Origin of the sequence: Austwickia chelonae NBRC 105200, assembly GCF_000298175.1 — a bacterium.
GTDB classification, from domain to species: Bacteria; Actinomycetota; Actinomycetes; order Actinomycetales; family Dermatophilaceae; genus Austwickia; species Austwickia chelonae.
The window spans coordinates 516,184-538,293 of sequence record NZ_BAGZ01000005.1 but is presented as its reverse complement, the minus strand read 5'-3'; the positions used below and the strand labels follow the sequence as shown (position 1 = coordinate 538,293).

Here is a 22,110-nt window from a genome sequence, read left to right as displayed (position 1 = left end):
CTCCTCCATGAGGTCGGGCGTCGATGCCCGTCGTGGGAAAGTCGTGAGAGATATTTCCCGGCCTTCCCGACCGACCCGGGAAACTTTCGCCAAAGTATAAACAACAGTCTGGGCGCGGAGGCGATCGAATGGGAGGACGACAGGGGCCGGCGACCGGTCGACCGGTGCCGGGACCCGTGGTCGGCGTGCTCCTGGCCGCTGGGGCGGGACGCCGGTTCGGGATGCCCAAGGTCATGGCCTGCGACGGGGAATGGTTGCGCAGTGCGGTCGACGCACTCGCCCGCGGTGGGTGCGACCGGGTGGTCGTGGTGCTGGGTGCCGCAGTGGTGGAGGTGCCCGATCCGGCGGTGGCGGTGATCAACGAGGACTGGGCGGACGGGCTCTCCTCATCGGTACGCCACGGCCTCCTCGCCGCTCGGGCCCAGGGTGCCTCCCGGGTGGTGATCCATCTCGTCGACCTGCCTGGAGTGGGTCCGCAGGTGATACGGCGTGTTCTGTCCGCGACGGATGAGGTCCGGGTGGCACGCGCGAGCTACGGGGGTCGTCCTGGGCATCCAGTCGCTTTCCGCGAGGACTGCCTGTCCGAGTTGTTGGCTTCGCTCGCAGGAGATCGGGGCGCGGGGCGGTGGCTCTCCGGGCCGGGGGGCGCATTGCCGGTGCCCTGTGCGGATCTGGCCGACGGAATGGATCGGGACACTCCTGGCGCAGTGGGCGTACCCGACGGTGAAGGCATATGAGCTGAGTCACATCCGGTGATCTGTACGGCTGTCCGACATGACTTCGGCGCAGAATGACTATGAGCAATGTCTAGCGTTCATTGGCGAATGTTAGGTAGTCCTTAGTTTTAGTTTGGGCAGTCTCCGCGAAGGAATGTTCATGTCGATCAAGGCCACCGAAAGCCCCGACGAAATCGCCGCCCGCCCACCCGCGGACCGCCCCGAAGACGAAACCATGGGATGGGGAGGGCTCCTCGGCTACGGCATGCAACACATCATGTCGATGTTCGGCGGCATCATCAGCGTCCCCATACTCATCGGCGGCGCAGCCGGCCTCGACTCCGCCGGAAAAGCCTTCCTCCTCTCCTGCGCCCTCTTCGTCAGCGGCATCGCCACCATCCTCCAGTCCTACGGACTGCCCTACCTCGGATCCCGTCTCCCCCTCGTCCAAGGGATCTCCTTCGCCTCCGTCTCCACCCTGCTCACCATCATCAGCTCCCACACGGACAAGACCGACGGCCTCCGATCCGCCTTCGGCGCCTGCATCGTCGCCGGCCTCATCTCCTTCCTCGCCGTCCCCCTCTTCGCCCAGATCATCAGGTTCTTCCCACCCGTGGTCACCGGATCGATCATCACCGTCATCGGGATATCCCTCATGCCCGTCGGCGCCAAATGGATCACCGGACAACCTGTGCTCAACGGCGCACCCAACCCCCGCTTCGCGAACACCGCCGACCTCGCACTCGGCCTGAGCGCACTGGCCATCGTCCTCGTCCTCAGCCGGATCAAACGCGTCGCCCGGCTCTCCGTCCTCCTCGGACTCCTCCTGGGCACCCTCCTGGCCATCCCCTTCGGGAAAGTGACCACCCCCGACCTGACCGCAGCGAAACCCCTCGCCATCCCCACCCCCATGCACTTCGGGATGCCGCTCTTCGAGAGCGCCGCCATCATCAGCATGCTCATCGTGTTCATCGTCGTCATGGTCGAGACCACCGCCGACATCGTCGCCGTCGCCGAAGTCGTCGGCACCGAATGCCCCAGCAAACGCGTCGCCGACGGACTCCGCGCCGACATGCTCAGCTCCACCCTCGCCCCCGTCTTCAACACCTTCCCCGCCACCGCCTTCGCCCAGAACGTCGGACTGGTCGCCCTCACCGGGGTCAAGAGTCGATATGTCGTCACCGCCGGCGGTGCCATCCTCGCCTTCCTCGGACTCTCCCCCTGGCTCGCCGCCGTCATCGGAATGATCCCGCTACCGGTGCTCGGCGGAGCCGGACTCGCGCTCTTCGGCTCCGTCGCCGCATCCGGCATCCGCACCCTGTCCAAAGTCGACTTCGACGGCAACAACAACCTGCTCATCGTCGCCGTGTCCATCGCCTTCGGCGTCATCCCCAGCGTCGTCCCCGGATTCTGGAACCAGCTCCCCTCCGGGGTACACCTCGTCCTCGAATCCGGGATCAGCGCCTGCGCGCTCGTCGCCTTCCTCCTGAACATCTTCTTCAACATGCTCGGCCAAGGCGCCGACTCGCCGGTCGCGCACCTCCGCGCACACGCCCCCGCCCGTGCCGTCGACCACCGCAGCCTCGCCGGGCTGACGCCCTCAGAGAACAACCACCGCCCGACCCGGAAAACTCCGGCCAAGAAGACCGAACACACATCCTGACCGTCACAGCACCACCGCCAACGCCGTACGACCCCGGAGGATCCCGACATGGGTGACCTGATGCGACCGCTCTCCTTCGACCACCTGATGAGGTGGGCCCAGGAAGAACTCCGAACCGACCAGTCGATCTTCGGAGTACGCCGCGACCACTTCTGGACGACCCCCCGGCCACGGCTGATCATCAACGCCTTCGGAGACCGGCTCGCCCTCCCGCTGGGCCCCGCCGCCGGACCGAACACCCAGATGGCCCACAACATCCTGGCCTCCTATCTCGCCGGCGCCCGATTCATGGAACTCAAGACCGTCCAGCGCATGGACGGCGAGGAGATCCGCCACGCCGTCCCCAAACCCTGCATCGACGCCCAGGACGAGGGCTACAACTGCGAATGGTCCACCGAACTGACCGTCCCCCAAGCCTTCGAAGAATACGTGCGCGCCTACTTCGCCATCGCCGTGCTCGCCCGTGAATGCCAGCTCGGCAGCCTCGAGGACATCGCCTTCAACATCAGCGTCGGCTACGACCTCGACGGCATCCGCAGCGAGAAGATCGATACCTATCTGAACGACATCGCCGACGCCTCCGGCACCCGGGCCTGGCAGGAATGCCACCAGTGGGTCGAAGAACACCTGCCCGAATTCACCTACTTCACCCGCGACGACCTCGACCGCATCGACCCCCGACTCAGCCGATCCGTCACCCTGTCCACCCTGCACGGATGCCCCGCCGACGAGATCGAACGCATCGCCATGCACCTGCTGACGGAAAAAGGGTTCAACACCTTCGTCAAATGCAATCCGACGATGCTCGGCTACGACTACGCGCGCACCTCCCTCGACCGGCTCGGCTACGAATACCTCACCTTCGACGACCACCACTTCGTCGCCGACCTCCAGTTCGAGGACGCCGTCCCGATGTTCCACCGACTCACCGCCGTCGCCGAGGAACGAGGCCTGCGCTTCGGAGTGAAACTCACCAACACCTTCCCGGTCCAGGTCGCCGCAGGCGAACTGCCCGCCGAAGAGATGTACATGTCCGGGCGCAGCCTGTACGTCCTGTCCCTCTCCCTGGCGCAGAAACTCTCCCACGCTTTCGACGGGAAACTCCCGATCTCCTTCTCCGGAGGCATCGACGCCTTCAACATCGCCCAGGTCCTGCGCACCGGCATCCAACCGGTCACCGTCGCCACCACCATCCTCAAACCGGGCGGAGTCACCCGGTTCAATCAACTCGCCGACGAAACCGCCCAGGCCATGTCGGACTACTCCGGCATCGACGTCCAAGCCCTCGACCGGGCCGTGGAAGACCTCTTCGCCGGCGAGCGCTACCACAAGCGGTGGCGGGAGAAGATCCGTTCCCGGAAGACCTCGACCGCGCTGCCACTCACCGACTGCTTCAAAGCACCCTGCGAACACGGCGGATGCCCCGTCGAACAACAGATCCCCGAATATCTGGCGCTGACCGCAGCCGGACAGTACACCGAGGCCTTCTCCGTGATCGCCCTCGACAACACCTCCCCGACGATCACCGGCGTGCTCTGCTCCGAACAATGTCGAGAACACTGCACCCGGCTCGACTACGACATCTCCATCGACATGCGAGGTGTCAAACTGGCCGCCGCGGACGGCGCCCAGGAGGAATACATCCGACGCACCCTCGGCCCCGAACTGCGCACCCCGGTCAGGACAGCCGTCATCGGCGCCGGCCCCGGCGGCATCGCAGCAGCGATCTTCCTGCGCCGCAACGGGATGGACGTCGACGTCTTCGAAAAACTCAGCCACCCGTACGGCATCGTCAGCCACATCATCCCCGGCTTCCGCATCGACCGGGAACAGATCGACCGTGACTACCGGTTGGCGACCTCCCTCGGCGTGCACTTCCACTTCGACACCGACCCCGCCTTCGACGTCACCGAGCTGAAGAAGAACTACGGACACGTCGTCGTGGCCATCGGAGCCTGGGGACGAGGACAGAGCCCCGTCCGAGAAGGACAGGAACACATCCTGGACGCCCTCGACTTCCTCTGGCAGACCCAGAACGAGAACGGACACGAATACGGCCGACGGATCGCCGTCATCGGTGCCGGCGACGTAGCCATGGACTGCGTCCGCACCGCCACACGCCTACCCGGCGTAGAAACGGCCGAACTGATCTACCGACGGACCGAACCCTTCATGCCGGCCACCCAACACGAGGTCAACACGGTACGAGCCGAAGGCCTCCCCATGCACGAACTCCTCGCCCCCGTCTCCTACGACGGCACCACCCTGCGTGTCGAACGGATGACACTCGGACCGGTCGACGCCAGCGGCCGGCGCTCCGTCACCGGCACCGGCGAATACCAGGACATGCCCTTCGACACCGTCATCGGAGCCACCGGTGCCACCGTCCTCGGCGACGACTACACCCGCAACGGCATCGAACTCGACGCGCGCCGACACCCCGTCGTCGACGAACACCTCGAATGCACGGTGCCCGGCGTCCACGTCATCGGCGACGGACGCCGCGGGCCGGCCACGATCGTGCAAGCCATCGCCGACGCCAAGATCGCCTGCCGGGCCATCCTCGAATCCGAAGGCATCGTGCCGGACTACGCCCGGCCACACCCGACCGTGCACCGGCCCCCCACCGACGTCCACGCCCGCCGCGGCCTGATGATCGCCGAGATCAACGGACGCAAAGAAGGCGAACGCTGCCTGACCTGCCAGGACATCTGCGAGATCTGCACCGAGGTCTGCCCCAACCGGGCCAATGTGGCCCTGGCCGTCCCCGGCTTCGCGGACTCCCGACAGATCGTCCACATCGACGGCCTGTGCAACGAATGCAACACCTGCGGAACCTTCTGCCCGCACGCCGGACTGCCCTACAAGGACAAACTCACCGTCTTCTGGGAACAGACCGACTTCGAGGACTCCACCAACCCCGGCTTCCTGCACACCGGTGGCCGCACCTACCTGGTCCGCCTGCCCGGCGGTGACATCATCCGCCACGACCGGGAACAGGACACCGGCGCGGCGGACCCGCTCACCGCCGAGATGGCTGCGGTCCTCGATCAACTCGAAGGACGCTACTCCTACCTGCTCACCCCTACCGCGAAGGCGTGACGACATGATCATCGGAAACGGACCGGTCATCACCCACGACCCGGACAACCCGTACCTCGAGAACGGCGCGATCCGCATCGAAGGCGACACCATCGTCGACGTCGCCCCCGACGTCGACCTGCGCGCCGCGCATCCCGGAGAGGACTACGTCGACGTCTCCGGGCGCGTCATCATGCCCGGCCTGATCAACGCCCACACCCACGCCTACAGCCATTACGCACGAGGCATGGCCGCCACCGAACAAGGCACGACCTTCACCGGTGTACTCGAGAAACTGTGGTGGAAACTCGACCGTCTCCTGGAACCGGAGGACGTCGAACTCAACACGTCCACGACCTTCGTCGAGTCGATCCGCAACGGCGTGACCACCGTCATCGACCACCACTCCAGCCCCTACGCCGTCACCGGTTCCCTGACGACCCAGGCCGACGCCGCCCGCGCCCTGGGCATCCGCGCCAGCCTCTGCTACGAGACCTCCGACCGGGACGGACCGGAGATCCTCACCCGGCAGATCGAGGAGAACATCTCCTTCATGAAGGAGACCGCGGCTTCCCCGGACGACCTGATCACAGGGCTCTTCGGGATGCACGCCTCGTTCACCGTCTCCCAGGAGACCCTGGAACGGTGCGTGACAGCCGTCCGCGACGCCGGGGTCACCGGTTTCCACGTCCACACCGCCGAAGGACCCGAGGACGAACCGGCCTGCGAAGGACTCACCGGGAAACGTATCGTCCGACGCTTCCACGACGCGGGAATGCTCGGCCCCGAGACGATCCTCGTGCACTGCGTCCACGTCGACGAGTCCGAGATGGAACTCATCAAGGAGACCGACACCTCCGTCGTCACCAACCCCCACTCCAACATGGGCAATGCCGTCGGCGTGACCAAGGTCGTCGAAATGCTCCGCAGAGGTATCCGATGCGGCCTGGGCACCGACGCCTACCTGGCCGACATGCTGGCCTCGGCCTCGGTGGCGAAGATCGCCCAGAGCCACCGGCTCGCCGACCCGACCGCGGGCTTCATGGAAGCAGCGACACTGCTCTTCCGGAACAACCCGGCCATCGCCGCCCGCTACTGGCGGAAACCGCTCGGTGTTCTCGTCCCCGGCGCCTATGCGGACGTGATCACCCAGGACTACCTCCCACAGACCCCGATGAACGGTGACAACACCCTGGGACATCTACTTTTCGGCATGACCGGAGCACTCACCCACGACACGATGGTCGCCGGCCGGTGGGTCATGCGTGACCGACGGATCCTCACCGTCGACGAGGCGGAGATCTTCGCCCGGTCCCGTGAGCGAGCCCCCCGGATCTGGGCTCGGATGTGACCGAGGCCGGGGCGCCACCGAAACTTTTCCCTGCCAGGCGCCCCGACCTCGGCCGTCGTGTTTGGATGGGTGCTATGTCCTATGCCCTGGAACTCACCGGATTACGGAAGTCCTTCGGTGGCAAGGTCGCTGTCGACCAACTCCACCTGGCTGTCCCTACCGGGGTGCTCTTCGGGCTGGTCGGGCCGAACGGGGCGGGCAAGACCACCACTCTGGCCATGGCGACCGGGCTGCTACGACCGGACGCCGGCAGCGCCTACGTCCTCGGGAACGACGTCTGGGAGAACCCGGCCCGGGCCAAGGCCGGGATGGGGGTGATGGCCGACGGGATGCGGCTCTTCGACCGCCTCTCCGGGCGTGAACTCCTGCGCTACATGGGCCTGCTCCGGAAAATGGAACCCGCCGAGATCGACCGGCGCAGCAGGGAGCTGCTCGACACCTTGGGGCTCTCCGGTGACGCCGATCTCGTCGTCGCCGACTACTCCGCCGGGATGAAGAAGAAGATCTCCCTGGCCTGCGCGCTCCTGCACGCCCCGGGCCTGCTCGTCCTGGACGAACCCTTCGAATCGGTGGATCCGGTCTCCGGGGAGGTGATCCGGACGATCCTGCGCAACTATGTCCGCGCAGGCGGCACCGTGGTCCTCTCCAGCCACGTCATGGAACTGGTCGAACATCTCTGTGACGGTGTCGGGGTCATCGCCGACGGGCGGGTCCTGGCCGTCGGCGCCACCCAGGACGTCTGCAACGGTCTGTCCTTGCAGGAGCGTTTCCTGGCCTTGGTAGGAATCTCGTCCGGCAGCGGAGAAGGTGGCCTGACATGGTTGCAGTCCTCGTCCGACTCAAACTGACCTTGCTGGGCCGGTCCTTCCGGCGCAGCGGCTGGTCGTCCTTCGGGCTGGTACTGGCCTACCTGTGGACCGCGGCGATGGTGCTTCCGCTCGGTCTGCTTCTCGTCTTCGCCAGAGGTGCGGGTGGTGCAGAGCTGGGGGCCGTGGTCGTCCCGGCGTTCTCCCTGCTCACCCTGGGTTGGCTTGTCCTTCCGTTGCTCTTCTTCGGAGTCGACGAGACCCTCGACCCCGGGCGATTCGCACTTCTGCCGCTCCCGGCTCGACATCTACTGCCGGGGCTGGTCGCCGCGTCCTTCATCGGTGCACCCGGAGGAGCTCTCCTGGCGCTCTCGTTGTGCCTGGTCATCGCCTGGAGTGCGAACCCGGCCACTACGGCGGCCGCAGTGGTCGCGGTACCACTCGGCGCGGTGACCTGCATTCTGATGAGCCGGATGTTGACCACTGCGCTCTCCGGTTCGTTGAGTTCCCGTCGTACCAAGGAGAAAGCGGCAGCCATCGTGGCTTTCGGCGCGGCCTTCCTCGGCATAGGGATGCAGCTCGCGGTCAAGGTGTTGTCCTTGTCCTTCGAGAAGGGAGGGCAGCCGGGATCGGTCAGTTCGATCGTGGGTTTCACGTCGTGGTCGCCCTTCGGGTGGGCGTGGTCGGTGCCTTACGACCTGGCGACGGGCCGACCCGTTTCCGCGCTGGTGCATCTGGTGCTGGCCTGCGCCTTGATCGTCCTGTTGGCCCGATGGTGGGAACACTCCTTGGACCGTACGCTGGTGGCCCCGGGAGGCGGTGAAGGCTCGGGTGAATTCGTCCGGGACAAGGGGAAACTGGAGCGGTTGTTCGGGTTGACGCCACGGGGTGCAGTCGCAGCCCGGGTAGTGCGTACTTTTCTGCGGGACAGCAGGCTGAAGGTTCAGTTGGTGACTATCGCCGCACTGCCGCTGATCATGACGGCTCCCGCCTGGGTAGGAGGGGCCTCTTCCCAGGGGGAGACCTTCCTCACCGCGATGTCCTCGGCCCCCTTCCTCGCGATGATGGCCGGGTTGTTGCAGCTCAACAGCTTGGCGATGGACGGCACCGCTGTCCACGCCCATGTCCTGGCCGGCCTGCCTGGAAGGGACGACCGGTGGGGGAGGGTCTGGGCGCATCTGTTGTTGGTCGGCCCGTTGGTCCTTCTCCTGGTGTCGGTCACGGTTTTCTTCGCGTCGGATGTGGAGCAGTTTCTCGTGGTGACCGGGCTGACGGCCTGCCTGTTGTTCACCGGATTAGGGGTGTCGTCCTGGGCGAGTGCGTTCGTCCAGTGGGCGGTTCCTCCTTCGGACGGTAACCCGTTCCAGTCGGGTGGCGGGGAGAAGGCCGGTTCGTTGGTGGTCAGCCTGATGTGTCTCTTCGGAGTTCTTGTGTGTTCGCTGCCGGTGGTGATCCTGGTCTTCGTCGTCCTGCGTGGTTCGTCCTGGGCGGCAGCGACGTCCTTGGTCATCGGCCCGCTGTGGGGGTGGGGCGTGATCTGGGTCGGGTGTCGTTGGGGAGGCGCGGTGCTGGACGGGCGATGGCCCGAGGCCTTGGCGTCGATGCAGCTCAGGTGAGCGGACGTCCTCGCAGGGGAGCTCTGCCGACCCGCGCTGACGAGTGCGGGGGGATCACTCTGGGGAGCCGGGGTCCTCGGCAGGTGCGGGCAGCGTGGTCCCGGGCAGATCGGGGTCTTCGGGTTCTTCCTGGGCGAGGCGTTCCTCGATCGTCTCGTGCGCGTGTTCCTCGGCCGGTGACTTGTCCAGGCCGTGGTGACGGGGTCGCTCGTCCGGCGGACGGTATCCGGTGTCGAGGATGTCGTCGGTGGGTTGTTCGACGAGGGTCTCCTCGGGTTGGAGCTGCTCGTGGTCATATATGTCGGACATGGGTCCGCCCTTCCGGTCCGGGGATTCACCGTACGGAAGGGGCGCTACCCATCTGTGCGCGGACGAAACGACGGTGCACCCTTCCTCTTCGGCGGGTCCCTGTCAGTGGCGGACACACCCCGAGAAGACGATCGCGATACGTTCGCCGGGGGTGACACCGGTTCCTGTTCCCTTTCCGGGCAGGAGCGCCGCCAGCCCCGCAGTCCCGGTGGGGGAGACCTGCGGACCCAAGGCTCGGACCAGGGCGTCGGCCTCTCGGACCTGTTCTTCGGCGATCACGATCGGTCGGCCGCCCGAGGCGCGCATGACCTCGATGTCGGCCTGCCAGTCGTAGGTCTCGTCGTCGAGGATCCCGTCGGCCAGTGAGACCGGGCCGTCCCAGGGGGTCATGAGATCTGCCCAGCGGTCGCCGAGCCGGTCGACGGGCGTCTGATCGGCCAGTCGCCAGGCGCGTTCCAAGGGCGCTCCTCCTTCGGTCTGGGCACAGTCGACGCGGTACTGCGGTCCCAGGCCCCAAGCGGTGCAGGCCGCGAAGGCGCCACCGCCGACCTGGATCACCACGCGGGCCGGTGCGGGCAGGGCCGCTCTCATCTCCCAGCCGATGGTCCGGCCGCCGTCCAGGCACAGTCCGTTCTCCGGGCCCTGCACGCTGAACGGGACGGCGCCGTCTGTGACGGCTATGCGGAAGGCCGCCACCGCAGGGTCACCGGGTGTCCCCGGCCGACGTGTGCACGGGGTGACGGACGCGCCCAGATCGGAGAGCGTCCGCATGACCGCGGACGAGGCGGTCTCCGGCACGTAGACCTGGATCGGCCATCTGGCTGCCTTCGCCAGCGTGGAGGCGGCTATCGCGGCATTCCCGCAGGAGGCGATCGCCAGCGGTCGAGGGGGGCCGTCGGCCAGGCCCAGCTCTTCGGCGGCCCGCAGGTGCAGCAGGATCCCGACGAGGTGACGCGCCTTGTGCGAGCCGCCCACGTTGCCGGTCTCGTCCTTGACCCAGATGTCGGCACCGAGCTGTTCGGACAGGGCCGGGTGCGGGCCGAAAGGTGTCACGCGGAAGCCTGCGGCCACGTCCCGGGTCAGGGCGATGCATCGTTCCTCGGTCATGCCGTGGGCGCGTGCGAAAGCCCACCAGGCCAAGGAACGTCCGTACCGGACGAAAGGATTCGGGTGGTCGATCTCCTCGGGGTCCGGTCCGTCGGTCACGGGGTGCAGGACGTGGTGGTTGTCCTCGACGGGCGCGGACGGGCACCGCCAGGGGTGGGTCTGGTCGACGGCGACCGATGTGCCGCACGTGGCGCACCGGTATCCGGTGACCACACCGCGACGTACGGTGGTGCCGGTCGCCGTCGTGGACATCAGGCCACGACCCAGGTGCCGGTCTCGCCGCGCAGACCCTCGACCAGTTTGTCGAGGGAGGTGATGAGGCATCTGCGCCCTGGTCCGGATTTCGCGAAGTCGATCGCGGACTGGATCTTGGGTCCCATCGATCCGGCGGGGAACTGTCCTTCGGCCAGGTATTTCTCGGCGTCGGCGACGGTCAGTTCGGACAGGTCGCGTTGGGTCGGTTTGCCGAAGTCCACGGCGACCTTCTCGACGCCGGTCAGGATGGCGAGGCTGTCGCACTCGGTGTCGGAGGCGAGCAGGATCGAGGTGCGGTCCTTGTCGATGACCGCGTCGATCGCTTTCGTCCATCCGTCCTGGCGGATCACGGGGATGCCTCCTCCGCCGCCGGCGATCACCACGTGGCCTGCGGTGACCAGTTCGTGCACGGAGTCCTTCTCCAGGATCGTCAACGGGACGGGGGAGGCGACGACCTCCCGCCAGCCCCGGCCGGAGTCCTCGACGAAGGTCTTGCCCCGGGCGATGTGCTCGGCGGCCTGTTCTTCGGTGAAGAAGGCGCCGATGGGTTTGGTCGGGTCGGCGAAACCGGGGTCCGACGGGTCGACGAGACAGCGTGACACGACGGTGGTGACGGATCTGCCGGTCACACCTTGGACCTGCATCTGGTTCTCGATGGCGTTCTGCAGGTGGTAGCCGATGTAGGACTGGCTCATCGCGACGCATTCCGAGAGGGGCATGACGCGGTTCTCGTGCAGCCCGGCCTTGCCCAGGTCGATGTCGGTCTTGATCATGCCGACCTGTGGGCCGTTGCCATGGCAGATCACGACCTCGTGCCCATCCTTCAGCAGCCCGACGACAGGTTCGGCGATGACACCGACGGTGTCGACGAGTTCGTCGAAGTCGGTGCCGAGGGCGTTACCGCCCAGGGAGACGAGGATGCGGGACATGGCGGGCGGATTCCTTCCGAGTGCGGTGGCAGGGGGGAGGCCGGACGAGGGGTGGTTCCCGGTGCCGGGAACCACCCCCGATCGGGTTCGTTCAGAGCTGGGAGACGACTGTCTTCTCCTCGCCGGCCTGCTCGCAGTAGATCGTCGGCAGGACGCTGTACAGTGCGGCGCAGCGCACCAGGTCGTCCTTCCACTGCAGTTCGTTGGGGGCGTGGGCCTGGGCCTCCTTGCCGGGGCCGAAACCGATGGTGGGGATCTGGTGGCGGCCTGCGGTGGCCACACCGTTGGTGGAGAAGGTCCACTTGTCGACGCGGGGCTCGCCGAACAGTCCGCGGTGGGCTTCGACGGCCGACTGGATCTCCGGGGAGTTCTCGGGGATGACCCAGGTCGGGAAGTAGCACTGCTGGCCGTATTCCTTACCGGTCCATGCGGTGCTCTTGTAGTCGTAGCAGAAGACGCGGGCCTGCCATTTCTGCACGCTGGGCAGTGCTTTGATCTCTTCGATGGCGCCTTCCCAGGTTTCGCCGTCGGTGAGTCGTCGGTCCAGGGAGATGGCGCAGGAGTCGGCCACTGCGCAGCGTGAGGGGCTGGTGAAGAAGATCTCCGAGGTGGTGACGGTGCCCTTGCCGAGGAAGTCGTCGACGTGGAGCTTGTCGTTCAGGTCGCGGACTTCCAGCAGGATCTCGGCCATCTTGTAGATGGCGTTGTCGCCGCGTTCGGGTGCGGAGCCGTGGCAGGAGACGCCGTCGACCTCGACGCGGATCTCCATGCGGCCGCGGTGGCCGCGGTAGATGCCGTGGTCGGTGGGTTCGGTGGAGACGACCAGGTCGGGGCGCTCGTTCTCTTCCTCGATGAGGTACAGCCAGCACATGCCGTCGCAGTCCTCTTCCTGCACGGTGCCGGTGACCATGTAGGTGTACTTGTCGGAGAGCAGTCCGAGGTCCTTGGCGATCTTGCCGCCGTAGACGGAGGCGACGACGCCGCCGAGCTGGTCGGTGCCGCCTCGTCCGCCGACGAGTTCGTCGTCCTCGAAGCCTTCGAAGGGGTCGAAGTCCCAGTTGTCGATATTGCCGACGCCGACGGTGTCGATGTGTCCGTCGAAGCAGACCACCTTCGGTCCGTCGCCGAGGTAGCCGATGGCGCTGCCCAGGCCGTCGATGCGGGTGCGGTCGTAGCCGAGTTTCTCCATCTCGGCGACGATGAGGCGGGCTTTGGCTTCTTCTTCGCAGCTGACGCCTTTGTTCTTGATCAGGGCGCGCAGGAAGGCCACCATGTCAGTGCGGTAGGACTCCGCGACCTCGTTGACCTTGTCGTAGTCGATCTGGGCCATGTCTTTCTCTCCTCGTCGGGTGGATGCGCCCGGTGTGTGCCCGGCGGTGGGCGTGGGACATGCCGGGTCGTGGTCGATGCGGGTGGGTGTCGTCCGTCGGTCGGTCCCGGTGCGGACGCGGTGGTGTCGGGGCGGGCGCTGGGCGGCGTCGGGGATCCTGCGCCCGCCCCGGGTCTCAGTGCTGCCAGCGTGGGGCGGCCTTGCCTGCGGCGAGGTCGTGGAGCTTGGCGATCGGGTCCTGGACTTTCTGCAGGAAGATCATGGCCGCGATGGCATACGGTTTGTTGCTGGCCTGCTGGTACATGGGGACGCGGTAGCGGTCGAAGACGGAGGCGTCGACTTCGCCTTCCTGGCAGGAGATGTCGGTGATGTCGGCGGGCAGCGGGTGCATGTAGAGGCCCTTGCCGTCCTTGGTGCTCTTCATGAGTTCCTCGGTGGTCGTCCAGTCCTTGTGTTCGGCGTTCTGGGCGAGCAGGCGCTTCTCGAGGGCCTTGATGCCCTCGGTGTCGCCGTTGCCGTAGAGGTCGGTGCGCTCCTGCATGGCCGCGAACGGGGCCCACGACTTGGGGCAGACGATGTCGGCGCCGTCGAAGGCGTCGGTCATGTCGTGGGTGATGCGGAACGAGCCGCCCGTCTCGCCGGCGTACTTGGTGGCGACGTCCATCGGTTCCTGCATGACGTCGTAGCCCTCGGGGTGGGCTAGCACGATGTCCATGCCGAAGCGGGACATGAGGCCGATCATGCCCTGGGGTACGGACAGCGGCTTGCCGTAGCTGGGGGAGTAGGCCCAGGTCATGGCGAGTTTCTTGCCCTTGAGGTTCTCCAGGCTGCCGAAGGTGTGGATGAGGTGGAGCAGGTCGGCGGTCGACTGGGTGGGGTGGTCGATATCGCATTGGAGGGAGACCAGGGTCGGTCGTTGTTCGAGCACTCCCTGCTCGTAACCCATCTGGACGTATTCGGAAAAGTCCTTCATGTAGGTGTGACCTTTGCCGATGTACATGTCGTCGCGGATCCCGATGACATCGGCCATGAAGGAGATCATGTTGGCGGTTTCCATGACCGTCTCGCCGTGGGCGACCTGCGACTTGCCCTCGTCGAAGACCTGCTCCTCGAGGCCGAGGAAGTTGCAGGCCGAGGCGTAGGAGAAGCGTGTCCGGGTGGAGTTGTCCCGGAAGAGGGAGATACCCAGGCCGGAGTCGAAGATCCGGCAGCTGGTGTTCTGTTCGCGCAGGGCACGCAGGGCGTCGGCCACGGCCAGGACGGCGCGGATCTCGTCTTCGGTCTTGTCCCAGGTCAGGAGGAAGTCGTCCTGGTGGAGGCCTGAGAAGTCGAGGCCGGAGAGCTTGGCGATCTGCTCGTGTGCGTCCATGGGTGTCTGGTCAACTCCTTCGTGGCTGGCGCGGGGCAGGTGGCCAGCAGGTGGCGCCGGGTCCGACGTACAGACGAGTTCGACTGCCAGGTTTCCCATACATGATCGGAGAATTGGCCAACTCAGTAAGTTGTCGGTATGACTATGGCAAGAGTCTAGTCTTCTTCTGGTGGCCCGGCAAGGATGTGGCTAACATCGGCTCTATGGATTCCCCCCTCTCCCAGGCTCGTGAGGACGCAGCTGCGATCCTGGCCAGCGCACCATCGGTCCTGGCGAAAGCAGCCGCCTTCGTGACGGGAGAAGGCTCCGTCCGTCACATCGACTGGGCGAAGATCGCCTACCTCTCCGGCCAGAACGTCCTCTCCAGCGGAGACCGGGCTTTCCTCGGCATCTGCGCAGAGATCGCTGGACACACCCCCGACGGCAAACACCCCGAACAGACCTTCGGCGCCCGATGGGACTCCCTCGACGGGCAACACCAGTCGGTGATCGCCAGCGTCCTCACCCAGTCCTCCCAGTCCAAACAGGCCCGTGAACGCGAGGTCCTCGAACAACTCGGGGTCCCCTCGGCCTACCCCTCCGTCCCCCGCCCCCAGCTCGTCCGCGTCCGGCTCGGCCCCGACCAGCCCGCCGTCACCAATGACGCCCTCGGCCGCGAACGCGTCGGCTACCGCGAAGGGTCATCCCCTCACGAGACCTGGTTGCGCGGCCGTGGCGTCTGGCGCATGCAGGCCGACCGCGTCATCGCCTCCCAATGGCTGATCGTCGCGCACGCCGGCATCGTGCAAATGGTCGGCACCATCGACGGGCTCACCATCCACGGCGACCGGATCGCGATCATCGGGCAGCCGCTGCCGGAGCACCCCTTCATCGGCAAGCCCGACCCCCTGGACAACAACAGCCAGAACCCGGTGGCCTACGGCGACATGAGCGACGTCGACCTCTGAGCTCACCCCCCAGATGCGAGGCCGCCCCGGCCGACGGTTCTGCCGTCGGCCGGGGCGGCCTTCTTTTCCGTACGACGTCCTGCAGGCCGCGGCTCGTCGTACCGTCGGTCGGCGTGCTCAGGCGAGGGGGACGCAGACCTGGGTGCGCAGCTCCTCCGGTGCCGCCTGACTGGGGTCGTTCAGGTAGACGTTGAACACCCGCTGCTCGACGGGCGCCTCGCCGTCACGGGCGGCGACGGACAGGCCCTCCTCTCGCAGGAAGTCCTCGATGCGGGCGTGCGCCTCGGTGATGAGGGTGTACGGCCCCGTCACGTCGGCCATCGCGACCTCCATGGCTGGCAGGTCGAGCAGGAGGAGGGGAGACCGGACCGTCGTACCGGGCGCCACCGGCAGCCACACCGTCTCGTCGACGTCGGCCTCGCGGTAGTCGGGGTCGTTCTCGATGACGCCGCCAGGCCCGACGGGGGTGAGGCCCTGGGCGGCGAGTTCCGGCATGAATCGCGCCCACAGCTCGCCCTCGCGGTCGTAGGCGGGGACGGTGCCGCGCAGCCCCACGAGGGTGCGCGCGGGGACCGTGTGGCGGGTGACGGTGATGGACATGGGGATGTCTCCGTGGTCGATGAGTGCGTCGAGGAGCGCGGGCACCAGGACGCCGTGGGCGTCGTAGTGGCGCAGCATGCGGACGGACAGTCGGCTCCGGGAGGAGAACTCACCGATCGACAACAGGTGGGGGATGTCGGTCATGGCTTCACCCTGCGCCCTGACACGGTGGCAGAGTCAACACCCCCTCACGAGCGGTCGCCCGAACGCCGCGACGCCGGCGCGGAAGATCCGCGCCGGCGTCGGCGACGAGAGCGCTGGGCTCAGCGGTCGGGGGTCCAGGTGGTGATCGCCTGGACGTACTGCGCCCGCTCGAACTCGCCGGGATCGTCCACCGACGACGAGCTCATGCTGCCGCGTAGCTCGTCCACCCCGGTGTACTCGTGAGCGGCCAACCAGGCGCGCAATCCCTCGAGCAGGTCGGTGATCACCTTCGGCCCATGGGCCAAGACCGACGAGGCGAGACAGGCCACGTCGGCGCCCACCGACAACGACTTGACGACGTCCTCGGACGAGTGCACTCCGCCGGTCGCGGCCAGTCCCAGACCAGGCATCTGACTGCGCAGGATCGCGATCCATCGCAGACGCAGGCGCAGTTCGGCTGGGGTGGACAAGGCCACCCGGGGAACGACCCGCAGTTTCTCCAGGTCGATGTCCGGTCCGAGGAAGCGGTTGAAGAGGACCAGTGCGTCGGCCCCGGCCGATTCTGCGCGCACCGCGAAATTCGACAGGGACTGGTAGTTCTGGCTCAGTTTCACCGCCAGTGGGATGTCGATGGCCTGCTTGACCTCGTCGATGATCGCCAGATACCGCTCCTCGACCTGGGCTGCCGAGATCGTCGGGTCGGTGTTGACGCCGTAGAGGTTGAGTTCCAGGGCATCGGCTCCGGCCTCGGCCAACATCTTGCCGTAGCGGGCCCAATCGCCAGGACGGGCGCCGTTCACGCTGGCGACGACCGGGATGGACAGCGCCTCCTTCGCCGCCGTCACGAGGTGCAGGTGCCGTTCGGTGCCCAATCCGGAGGCGTCGACATCGGCCAGGGGCGCCGAACCGAACTCGGCGAAGCTGTCACCGACCTCGGCCAGCTGCATCGCGGCCAGTTCTTCGGCTTCGACTTCTTCCTGGAAGAGGCTGGGCAGGACCACCGCGCCGGCACCGGCCTGCTCCAGGTCGAGCAGGGAGTCCACGGTGCGAGTGGTCGGGTTGGAGGAGATCACCAGCGGAGAGCGCAGATCCATCCCCAGGTAGGTGGTGTTCAGGTTCGGTGTGGATCGCTGTTCGGCGGTCATGACTCATCCTTGGCGGTGCGTACTGGGCCCGTGACGGCGGGGACATTCGGTGCGGCAGGTTCTGCGTGACCGTTCCCCTCCGCGTGTTCGGAGGGCAGCGCCCGTTCGACGCCGGCGAGTTGGCTGTAGTACCGCCAGCGTTCGTCGACATCCTGCTGGGCGAGGGCGAAGAGTTCGTCGGCACGTTCAGGGTGGCTGCGGCGCAGCATCGCGAACCTGGCTTCTTGGCCCATGAAGTTCGACACCGGTGTGCTGGGCGCCTTCGAGTCCAGGCGCAGGGGTTGTGCGTGGTCGTCCTCACTGGGCCGGAAACGGTAGAGCGGCCAATACCCGCTGGACACCGCCTCGGCCTGGTGACTCATCGAGGTCTCCATGTCGATGCCGTGGGCGATGCACGTGGAGTAGGCGATGACCAGACTGGGGCCGTTCCAGGCCTGGGCCTCCCGCAGCGCACGGATCGTCTGCGGTTGGTTGGCACCCAGGCTCACCTGGGCTACGTAGACGTCGCCGTAGGCCTGGGCGATCATGCCCAGGTCCTTCTTGGCGGTGCCCTTGCCGGAGGCTGCGAACTTGGCTGCGGCGCCGCGCGGTGTCGCCTTGGAGGCCTGGCCGCCGGTGTTGGAGTAGACCTGGGTGTCCAGGACGAGGACGTTGACATTGCGTCCGGAGGCCAGTACGTGGTCGAGGCCGCCGTAGCCGATGTCGTAGGCCCATCCGTCGCCGCCGATGATCCAGACGGACTTCTCCACGAGTTCGTCGGCCAAGGTCGTCAAGGTCCGGGCGGTGGGTCCTTCGAGAGCGGCCAAGGCTTCCTTGAGTGCTGCGACCCGTTCGCGTTGGGCCTGGACACCGGCCTCCTCGCTCTGGTCGGCGTCCAGCAGTGCGTCGACCAGGTCGGTGGGAAGCTGGTCGCGCAGCTCCTCGACGTGGCGTCGTGCCTCGGAGTGTTGGTGTTCCCAGGCCAGTCTCATCCCGAGGCCGAATTCGGCGTTGTCCTCGAAGAGGCTGTTGCTCCACGCGGGTCCGCGTCCGGCGGCATCGGTGGTGTACGGCGCGGTCGGCAGGTTGCCGCCGTAGATCGAGGAGCAACCGGTGGCATTGGCCACGACCATGCGGTCGCCGAAGAGCTGGGTCAGTGTCCGGATGTAACCGGTCTCGCCGCATCCGGAGCAGGCCAGGGAGTACTCGAAGAGCGGTTGGAGTTGGGCGACGCCTTTGACCTGGTCGTGGCGCACTGCGGTTCGGTCGATCTCGGGGATGCCGAGGAAGAAGTCGTAATTGGCGCGTTCGGCGTCGAGGTGTTCGCGCCGGGGTTCCATGTTGATCGACTTGTGTTTGACCTCGGTCTTGCTGCGGGCCGGGCAGATGTCCACGCAGACTCCGCATCCGGTGCAGTCGTCCGGGGCGACCTGGACGACTAGCTTGTGGTCCTTCAGTGTGCGGTCGCGGTAGTTCTTGGACTGCAGGCTGTCAGGGGCTGCGGCGAATTCCTGCTCGGGGGCGATCTTGATCCGGATGGCGGCGTGCGGGCAGACGATCGCGCATTTCCCGCAGTCGGTGCACAGGCTGGGGTCCCAGACGGGGATCTCCTCGGCGATGCCGCGCTTCTCGTACTTGCTGGTGCCGGTGGGCCAGGTGCCGTCGACCGGGAGCGCGCTGACGGGGAGCAGGTCTCCTTCGCCACGCAACATGGTGGCGGTGACCGTCTTGACGAAGTCGGGGGTCGTCTCGGGCATCGGGGGCATCCGGTGGACGTCCCCGATGGTGGTGGTCGGTACCGGCAGTTCTTCGAGTGCGTCGATGGCGGCGTCGATGGCGGCCCAGTTGCGTTCGACGATCGTCCGGCCGCGTTTGCCGTAGGTCTTCTCGACGGAGGCCTTGATGCGCGGTACCGCGTCCTCTTGGGCGACGACGCCGGAGAGGTAGAAGAAGCACGGTTGCATGACCGTGTTGATGCGCTTGCCGAGTCCGGCCTTCTGGGCGACCTCGAGGGCGTTGATCACGTAGGGCTTGAGCTGTTTGTCGATGATGACCTGTTGGACTTCGACGGGGAGCTGTTCCCATGTGCCCGTTGCGCCGAAGGGGGAGTTGATCAGGACCGGTGCGCCGGGCTTGGCGATGTCCAGGGTTTTCATCTGGTTCATCAGGTCGAACTGGTGCACGGCGACGAAGTCGGCCTCGTCGACCAGGTACGCCGAGTCGATGGGGGCGTCGCCGAAGCGCAGATGGGAGACCGTGGTGGCTCCGGACTTGCGGGAGTCGTACACGAAGTACCCCTGGGCGTAGCGCCCGTCGTCCTCGCCGATGATCTTCACAGAGTTCTTGGACGCGCCCACGGTGCCATCGGACCCGAGTCCGTAGAACACGGCGGACAGGGAGTCGGTGCAGGGGCGGAAGGTGGTGTCGACGGTGAGGGAGAGCTGGGTGACGTCGTCGTTGATGCCGACGGTGAAGCGGGCGCGGGGGGTGTCTGCGGCGAGTTCGTCGAAGACGGCCTTGGCCATCGCGGGGGTGTATTCCTTGCTGGACAGCCCGTAGCGTCCGCCGATGATCGTCGGCATCCCTGCGGTGAAATGGCCGGCGTTCTCCGCTGCGGCGACGAGGACGTCCTGGAAGAGGGGTTCGCCGGTCGCTCCTGGCTCCTTGGTGCGGTCCAGGACGGCGATGCGGCGGGTGGTCGGGGGGAGTGCGGCGACGAGTTCTGCGGTGGGGAAGGGGCGGTAGAGCCGGACGACGAGTACCCCGACCTTCTCGCCGGAGGCGAGGAGGGTGTCCACGCACTGTGTGGTGGTGCCGTGTCCGGAGCCCATGATGACGACGACCTTTTCGGCGTCGGGTGCTCCGTGGTAGTCCACGAGGTGGTAGCGGCGTCCGGTGCGTTCGGCCAGTTCGTCGAAGCATTCGGCGACGATCTGGGGGGCGGCGTCGTAGAAGGGGTTGCAGGCTTCGCGGGCCTGGAAGAAGACGTCGGGGTTCTGCGCGGTGCCGCGCAGGACCGGCGCGTCGGGGGTGAGCCCGCGGGCGCGGTGGTGGTGGACGTCGTCCTCGCGGATGAGGGCGCGCAGGTCGTCGTCGTCGAGCAGTTGGATCTTGTTCACTTCGTGGCTGGTGCGGAAGCCGTCGAAGAAGTGCACGGCGGGGACGCGTGAGCGCAGGGTGGCTGCGTGGGCGACCAGGGCCATGTCCTGGGCTTCTTGTACGGAGGCGGAGCAGAGCATGAGCCAGCCGGTCATCCGGGCGCTCATGACGTCCTGGTGGTCGCCGAAGATGCTCAGGGCGTGGGTGGCGAGGGTGCGGGCGGCGACGTGGATCACGGCGGGGGTGAGTTCGCCGGCGATCTTGTACATATTGGGCAGCATGAGGAGTAGGCCCTGGGAGGCGGTGAAGGTCGTGGCCAGGACGCCTTTGGTGACGGCTCCGTGCAGGGCGCCGGCGGCACCGCCCTCGGACTGCATCTCGACGACGTCGGGGACCGCGCCCCAGAGGTTGGTGCGTCCGGCGGCGCTCCAGGCGTCGGCGGACTCGCCCATGGCCGAGCTGGGGGTGATGGGGTAGACCGCGATGACTTCGCTGAGTGCGTGGGCGATGCGGGCGGCGGCGTCGTTGCCGTCCATGGTTGCCCATCGCTGGGGTGATGTCTGCATGGGACCGTCTCCTCCTGTGAGCTGACGGCAGTATCCCATTGGCATTGTCTGCCTGTCACTCGTTTGTGTATATGTATCTTTCGCTAAAGTATCGGTGTCATGTCGTGGCTGCTCCCGGCCCCGGAGACGCCCCTGCATCCGCTCGGTAAGACCCCACGACCACATCGCAAGTCACCGCTGTGACCTGCGGCAGAGCAGCTACCCTGGCCGCCATCTCCTCGGCCGGGACATGGAAGGCCGAAGGGCCCATCAACGCCAGATGCTCCACATCCGCCCGCCCCAGCGACATCTCGTAGGACACGGTGACCCGGTCGATCATCGACAGACCCGACAAAGTGGAAGCCAACCGAGATTCCTTGTCCGGGGCGACGTCCAACAAACCGAGGACACCCCTCACCTGAGACAGATGCCCGGGCTGCGGGGTCACCGTCAACAGGACACCGCCCGGAGCCAGCACGCGCCGGATCTGCTCACCCCGTCTCGGCGCGAAGACGGACAAGGCCACCGCCGCCGAGCCGTCGAGAACCGGGAAGACCGACCATCCGTCGGCCACCACCGAGGCCAGCCGGGGATGGGCCCGCGCCGCCCGACGCGCCGCAGCACTGGACGCGTCGAAGGTGACCCCGGAACGACCGGGAAGCTCCTCCAACAACCGGGCCGAGTACCATCCTGGCCCGCCACCGATGTCCAACACGATGCCCGGGACATCCACCTCGGCGGCCATCCGGACCAGATGCTCCACGATCGGCAGATAGTGCCCCGCACCGAGGAAGGCCGACCGGTGCTCCACCATGGCCGCACTGTCACCGGTGTGCCGATGCACCCCGTGCAACAAGGTGAGATGACCCTGCCGAGCCAAGTCGAACCGGTGACCGGACGGGCAACGGACCGTACGACCCGGAGCACCCTCCACGTCCTCGCACAGGCGTGCGGAACACACCGGGCAGATCAGGACGGAGGCAAGACCGGCAAGCACAGCGTCACTGTAGTGCCCGCCCTCCGGACGGATTCTGTAAGCCGAACCTTCCCTAGACGCCGCCCCGCACCCAACATCGACCGACCGTCGGCACCGGCCGGAACCATCACCACACATTCCTA

The 22,110-nt window shown here is 66.7% G+C and carries 16 protein-coding genes; 7 read left to right on the top strand and 9 right to left on the bottom strand.

Going from position 1 to position 22,110, the window contains the following annotated elements; genetic code table 11:
* Positions 1-128 precede the first annotated feature (128 nt).
* From AUCHE_RS05490 to AUCHE_RS05465, 6 genes are all read left to right on the top strand, one after another.
* Positions 129-737, top strand: coding sequence for a nucleotidyltransferase family protein (locus AUCHE_RS05490; protein ID WP_006502281.1), 609 nt, complete (start codon positions 129-131; stop codon positions 735-737).
* A 139-nt stretch (positions 738-876) separates the two neighbouring features.
* Positions 877-2,379, top strand: a complete 1,503-nt coding sequence (locus AUCHE_RS05485) for a nucleobase:cation symporter-2 family protein (protein WP_006502280.1) — start codon at positions 877-879, stop codon at positions 2,377-2,379.
* Between the two features lie 48 nt (positions 2,380-2,427).
* Complete coding sequence (gene ygfK / locus AUCHE_RS05480; protein ID WP_006502279.1) at positions 2,428-5,481, top strand: putative selenate reductase subunit YgfK; 3,054 nt, start codon at positions 2,428-2,430, stop codon at positions 5,479-5,481.
* A 4-nt stretch (positions 5,482-5,485) separates the two neighbouring features.
* Positions 5,486-6,811, top strand: a complete 1,326-nt coding sequence (gene ssnA, locus AUCHE_RS05475; protein WP_006502278.1) for a putative aminohydrolase SsnA — start codon at positions 5,486-5,488, stop codon at positions 6,809-6,811.
* A 74-nt stretch (positions 6,812-6,885) separates the two neighbouring features.
* A complete protein-coding gene (locus AUCHE_RS05470; protein ID WP_006502277.1) occupies positions 6,886-7,659 on the top strand; it encodes an ABC transporter ATP-binding protein in 774 nt (257 codons plus the stop codon).
* Positions 7,629-9,233 carry a hypothetical protein gene (locus AUCHE_RS05465; protein ID WP_006502276.1) on the top strand — a complete coding sequence of 535 codons (1,605 nt, stop codon included), beginning with the start codon at positions 7,629-7,631 and terminating at the stop codon, positions 9,231-9,233. The genes AUCHE_RS05470 and AUCHE_RS05465 overlap by 31 nt, the downstream gene beginning before the upstream one ends.
* Positions 9,234-9,287: 54 nt before the next feature.
* Here the strand turns inward: AUCHE_RS05465 and AUCHE_RS05460 are convergent, their stop codons facing one another.
* From AUCHE_RS05460 to ygeW, 5 genes are all read right to left on the bottom strand, one after another.
* Entirely contained in the window at positions 9,288-9,542 is a 255-nt protein-coding gene (locus AUCHE_RS05460) for a hypothetical protein (RefSeq protein ID WP_006502275.1), read from the bottom strand.
* A gap of 102 nt (positions 9,543-9,644) precedes the next feature.
* Positions 9,645-10,901, bottom strand: coding sequence for a PLP-dependent lyase/thiolase (locus AUCHE_RS05455; RefSeq protein ID WP_006502274.1), 1,257 nt, complete (start codon positions 10,899-10,901; stop codon positions 9,645-9,647).
* Complete coding sequence (gene arcC, locus AUCHE_RS05450) at positions 10,901-11,833, bottom strand: carbamate kinase (RefSeq protein WP_006502273.1); 933 nt, start codon at positions 11,831-11,833, stop codon at positions 10,901-10,903. Before arcC ends, AUCHE_RS05455 begins: the two co-directional genes overlap by 1 nt.
* Positions 11,834-11,924: 91 nt before the next feature.
* Positions 11,925-13,163, bottom strand: coding sequence for a YgeY family selenium metabolism-linked hydrolase (locus AUCHE_RS05445; protein ID WP_006502272.1), 1,239 nt, complete (start codon positions 13,161-13,163; stop codon positions 11,925-11,927).
* A 175-nt stretch (positions 13,164-13,338) separates the two neighbouring features.
* Positions 13,339-14,532 carry a knotted carbamoyltransferase YgeW gene (gene ygeW, locus AUCHE_RS05440; RefSeq protein WP_006502271.1) on the bottom strand — a complete coding sequence of 398 codons (1,194 nt, stop codon included), beginning with the start codon at positions 14,530-14,532 and terminating at the stop codon, positions 13,339-13,341.
* Between the two features lie 203 nt (positions 14,533-14,735).
* Between ygeW and AUCHE_RS15535 the strand changes: the two genes are divergently transcribed.
* The gene (locus tag AUCHE_RS15535; protein ID WP_052024808.1) at positions 14,736-15,479 is read left to right on the top strand and encodes a hypothetical protein; all 744 of its coding nucleotides are present in this window, start codon (positions 14,736-14,738) and stop codon (positions 15,477-15,479) included.
* A 117-nt stretch (positions 15,480-15,596) separates the two neighbouring features.
* On the opposite strand, the gene AUCHE_RS05430 is transcribed toward AUCHE_RS15535, so the two are convergent.
* From AUCHE_RS05430 to AUCHE_RS05415, 4 genes are all read right to left on the bottom strand, one after another.
* A complete protein-coding gene (locus AUCHE_RS05430; protein ID WP_006502269.1) occupies positions 15,597-16,223 on the bottom strand; it encodes a MerR family transcriptional regulator in 627 nt (208 codons plus the stop codon).
* Positions 16,224-16,342: 119 nt separating this feature from the next.
* Positions 16,343-17,368: a dihydroorotate dehydrogenase-like protein gene (locus tag AUCHE_RS05425; protein WP_006502268.1), complete on the bottom strand. Its 1,026-nt coding sequence runs from the start codon at positions 17,366-17,368 to the stop codon at positions 16,343-16,345.
* Positions 17,365-21,012 (bottom strand): pyruvate:ferredoxin (flavodoxin) oxidoreductase, encoded by a 3,648-nt coding sequence (gene nifJ, locus AUCHE_RS05420; RefSeq protein ID WP_006502267.1) that lies wholly within the window; start codon positions 21,010-21,012, stop codon positions 17,365-17,367. Before nifJ ends, AUCHE_RS05425 begins: the two co-directional genes overlap by 4 nt.
* Before the next feature lie 97 nt (positions 21,013-21,109).
* Positions 21,110-21,988 (bottom strand): putative RNA methyltransferase, encoded by an 879-nt coding sequence (locus AUCHE_RS05415; protein WP_006502266.1) that lies wholly within the window; start codon positions 21,986-21,988, stop codon positions 21,110-21,112.
* Positions 21,989-22,110: the final 122 nt, after the last annotated feature.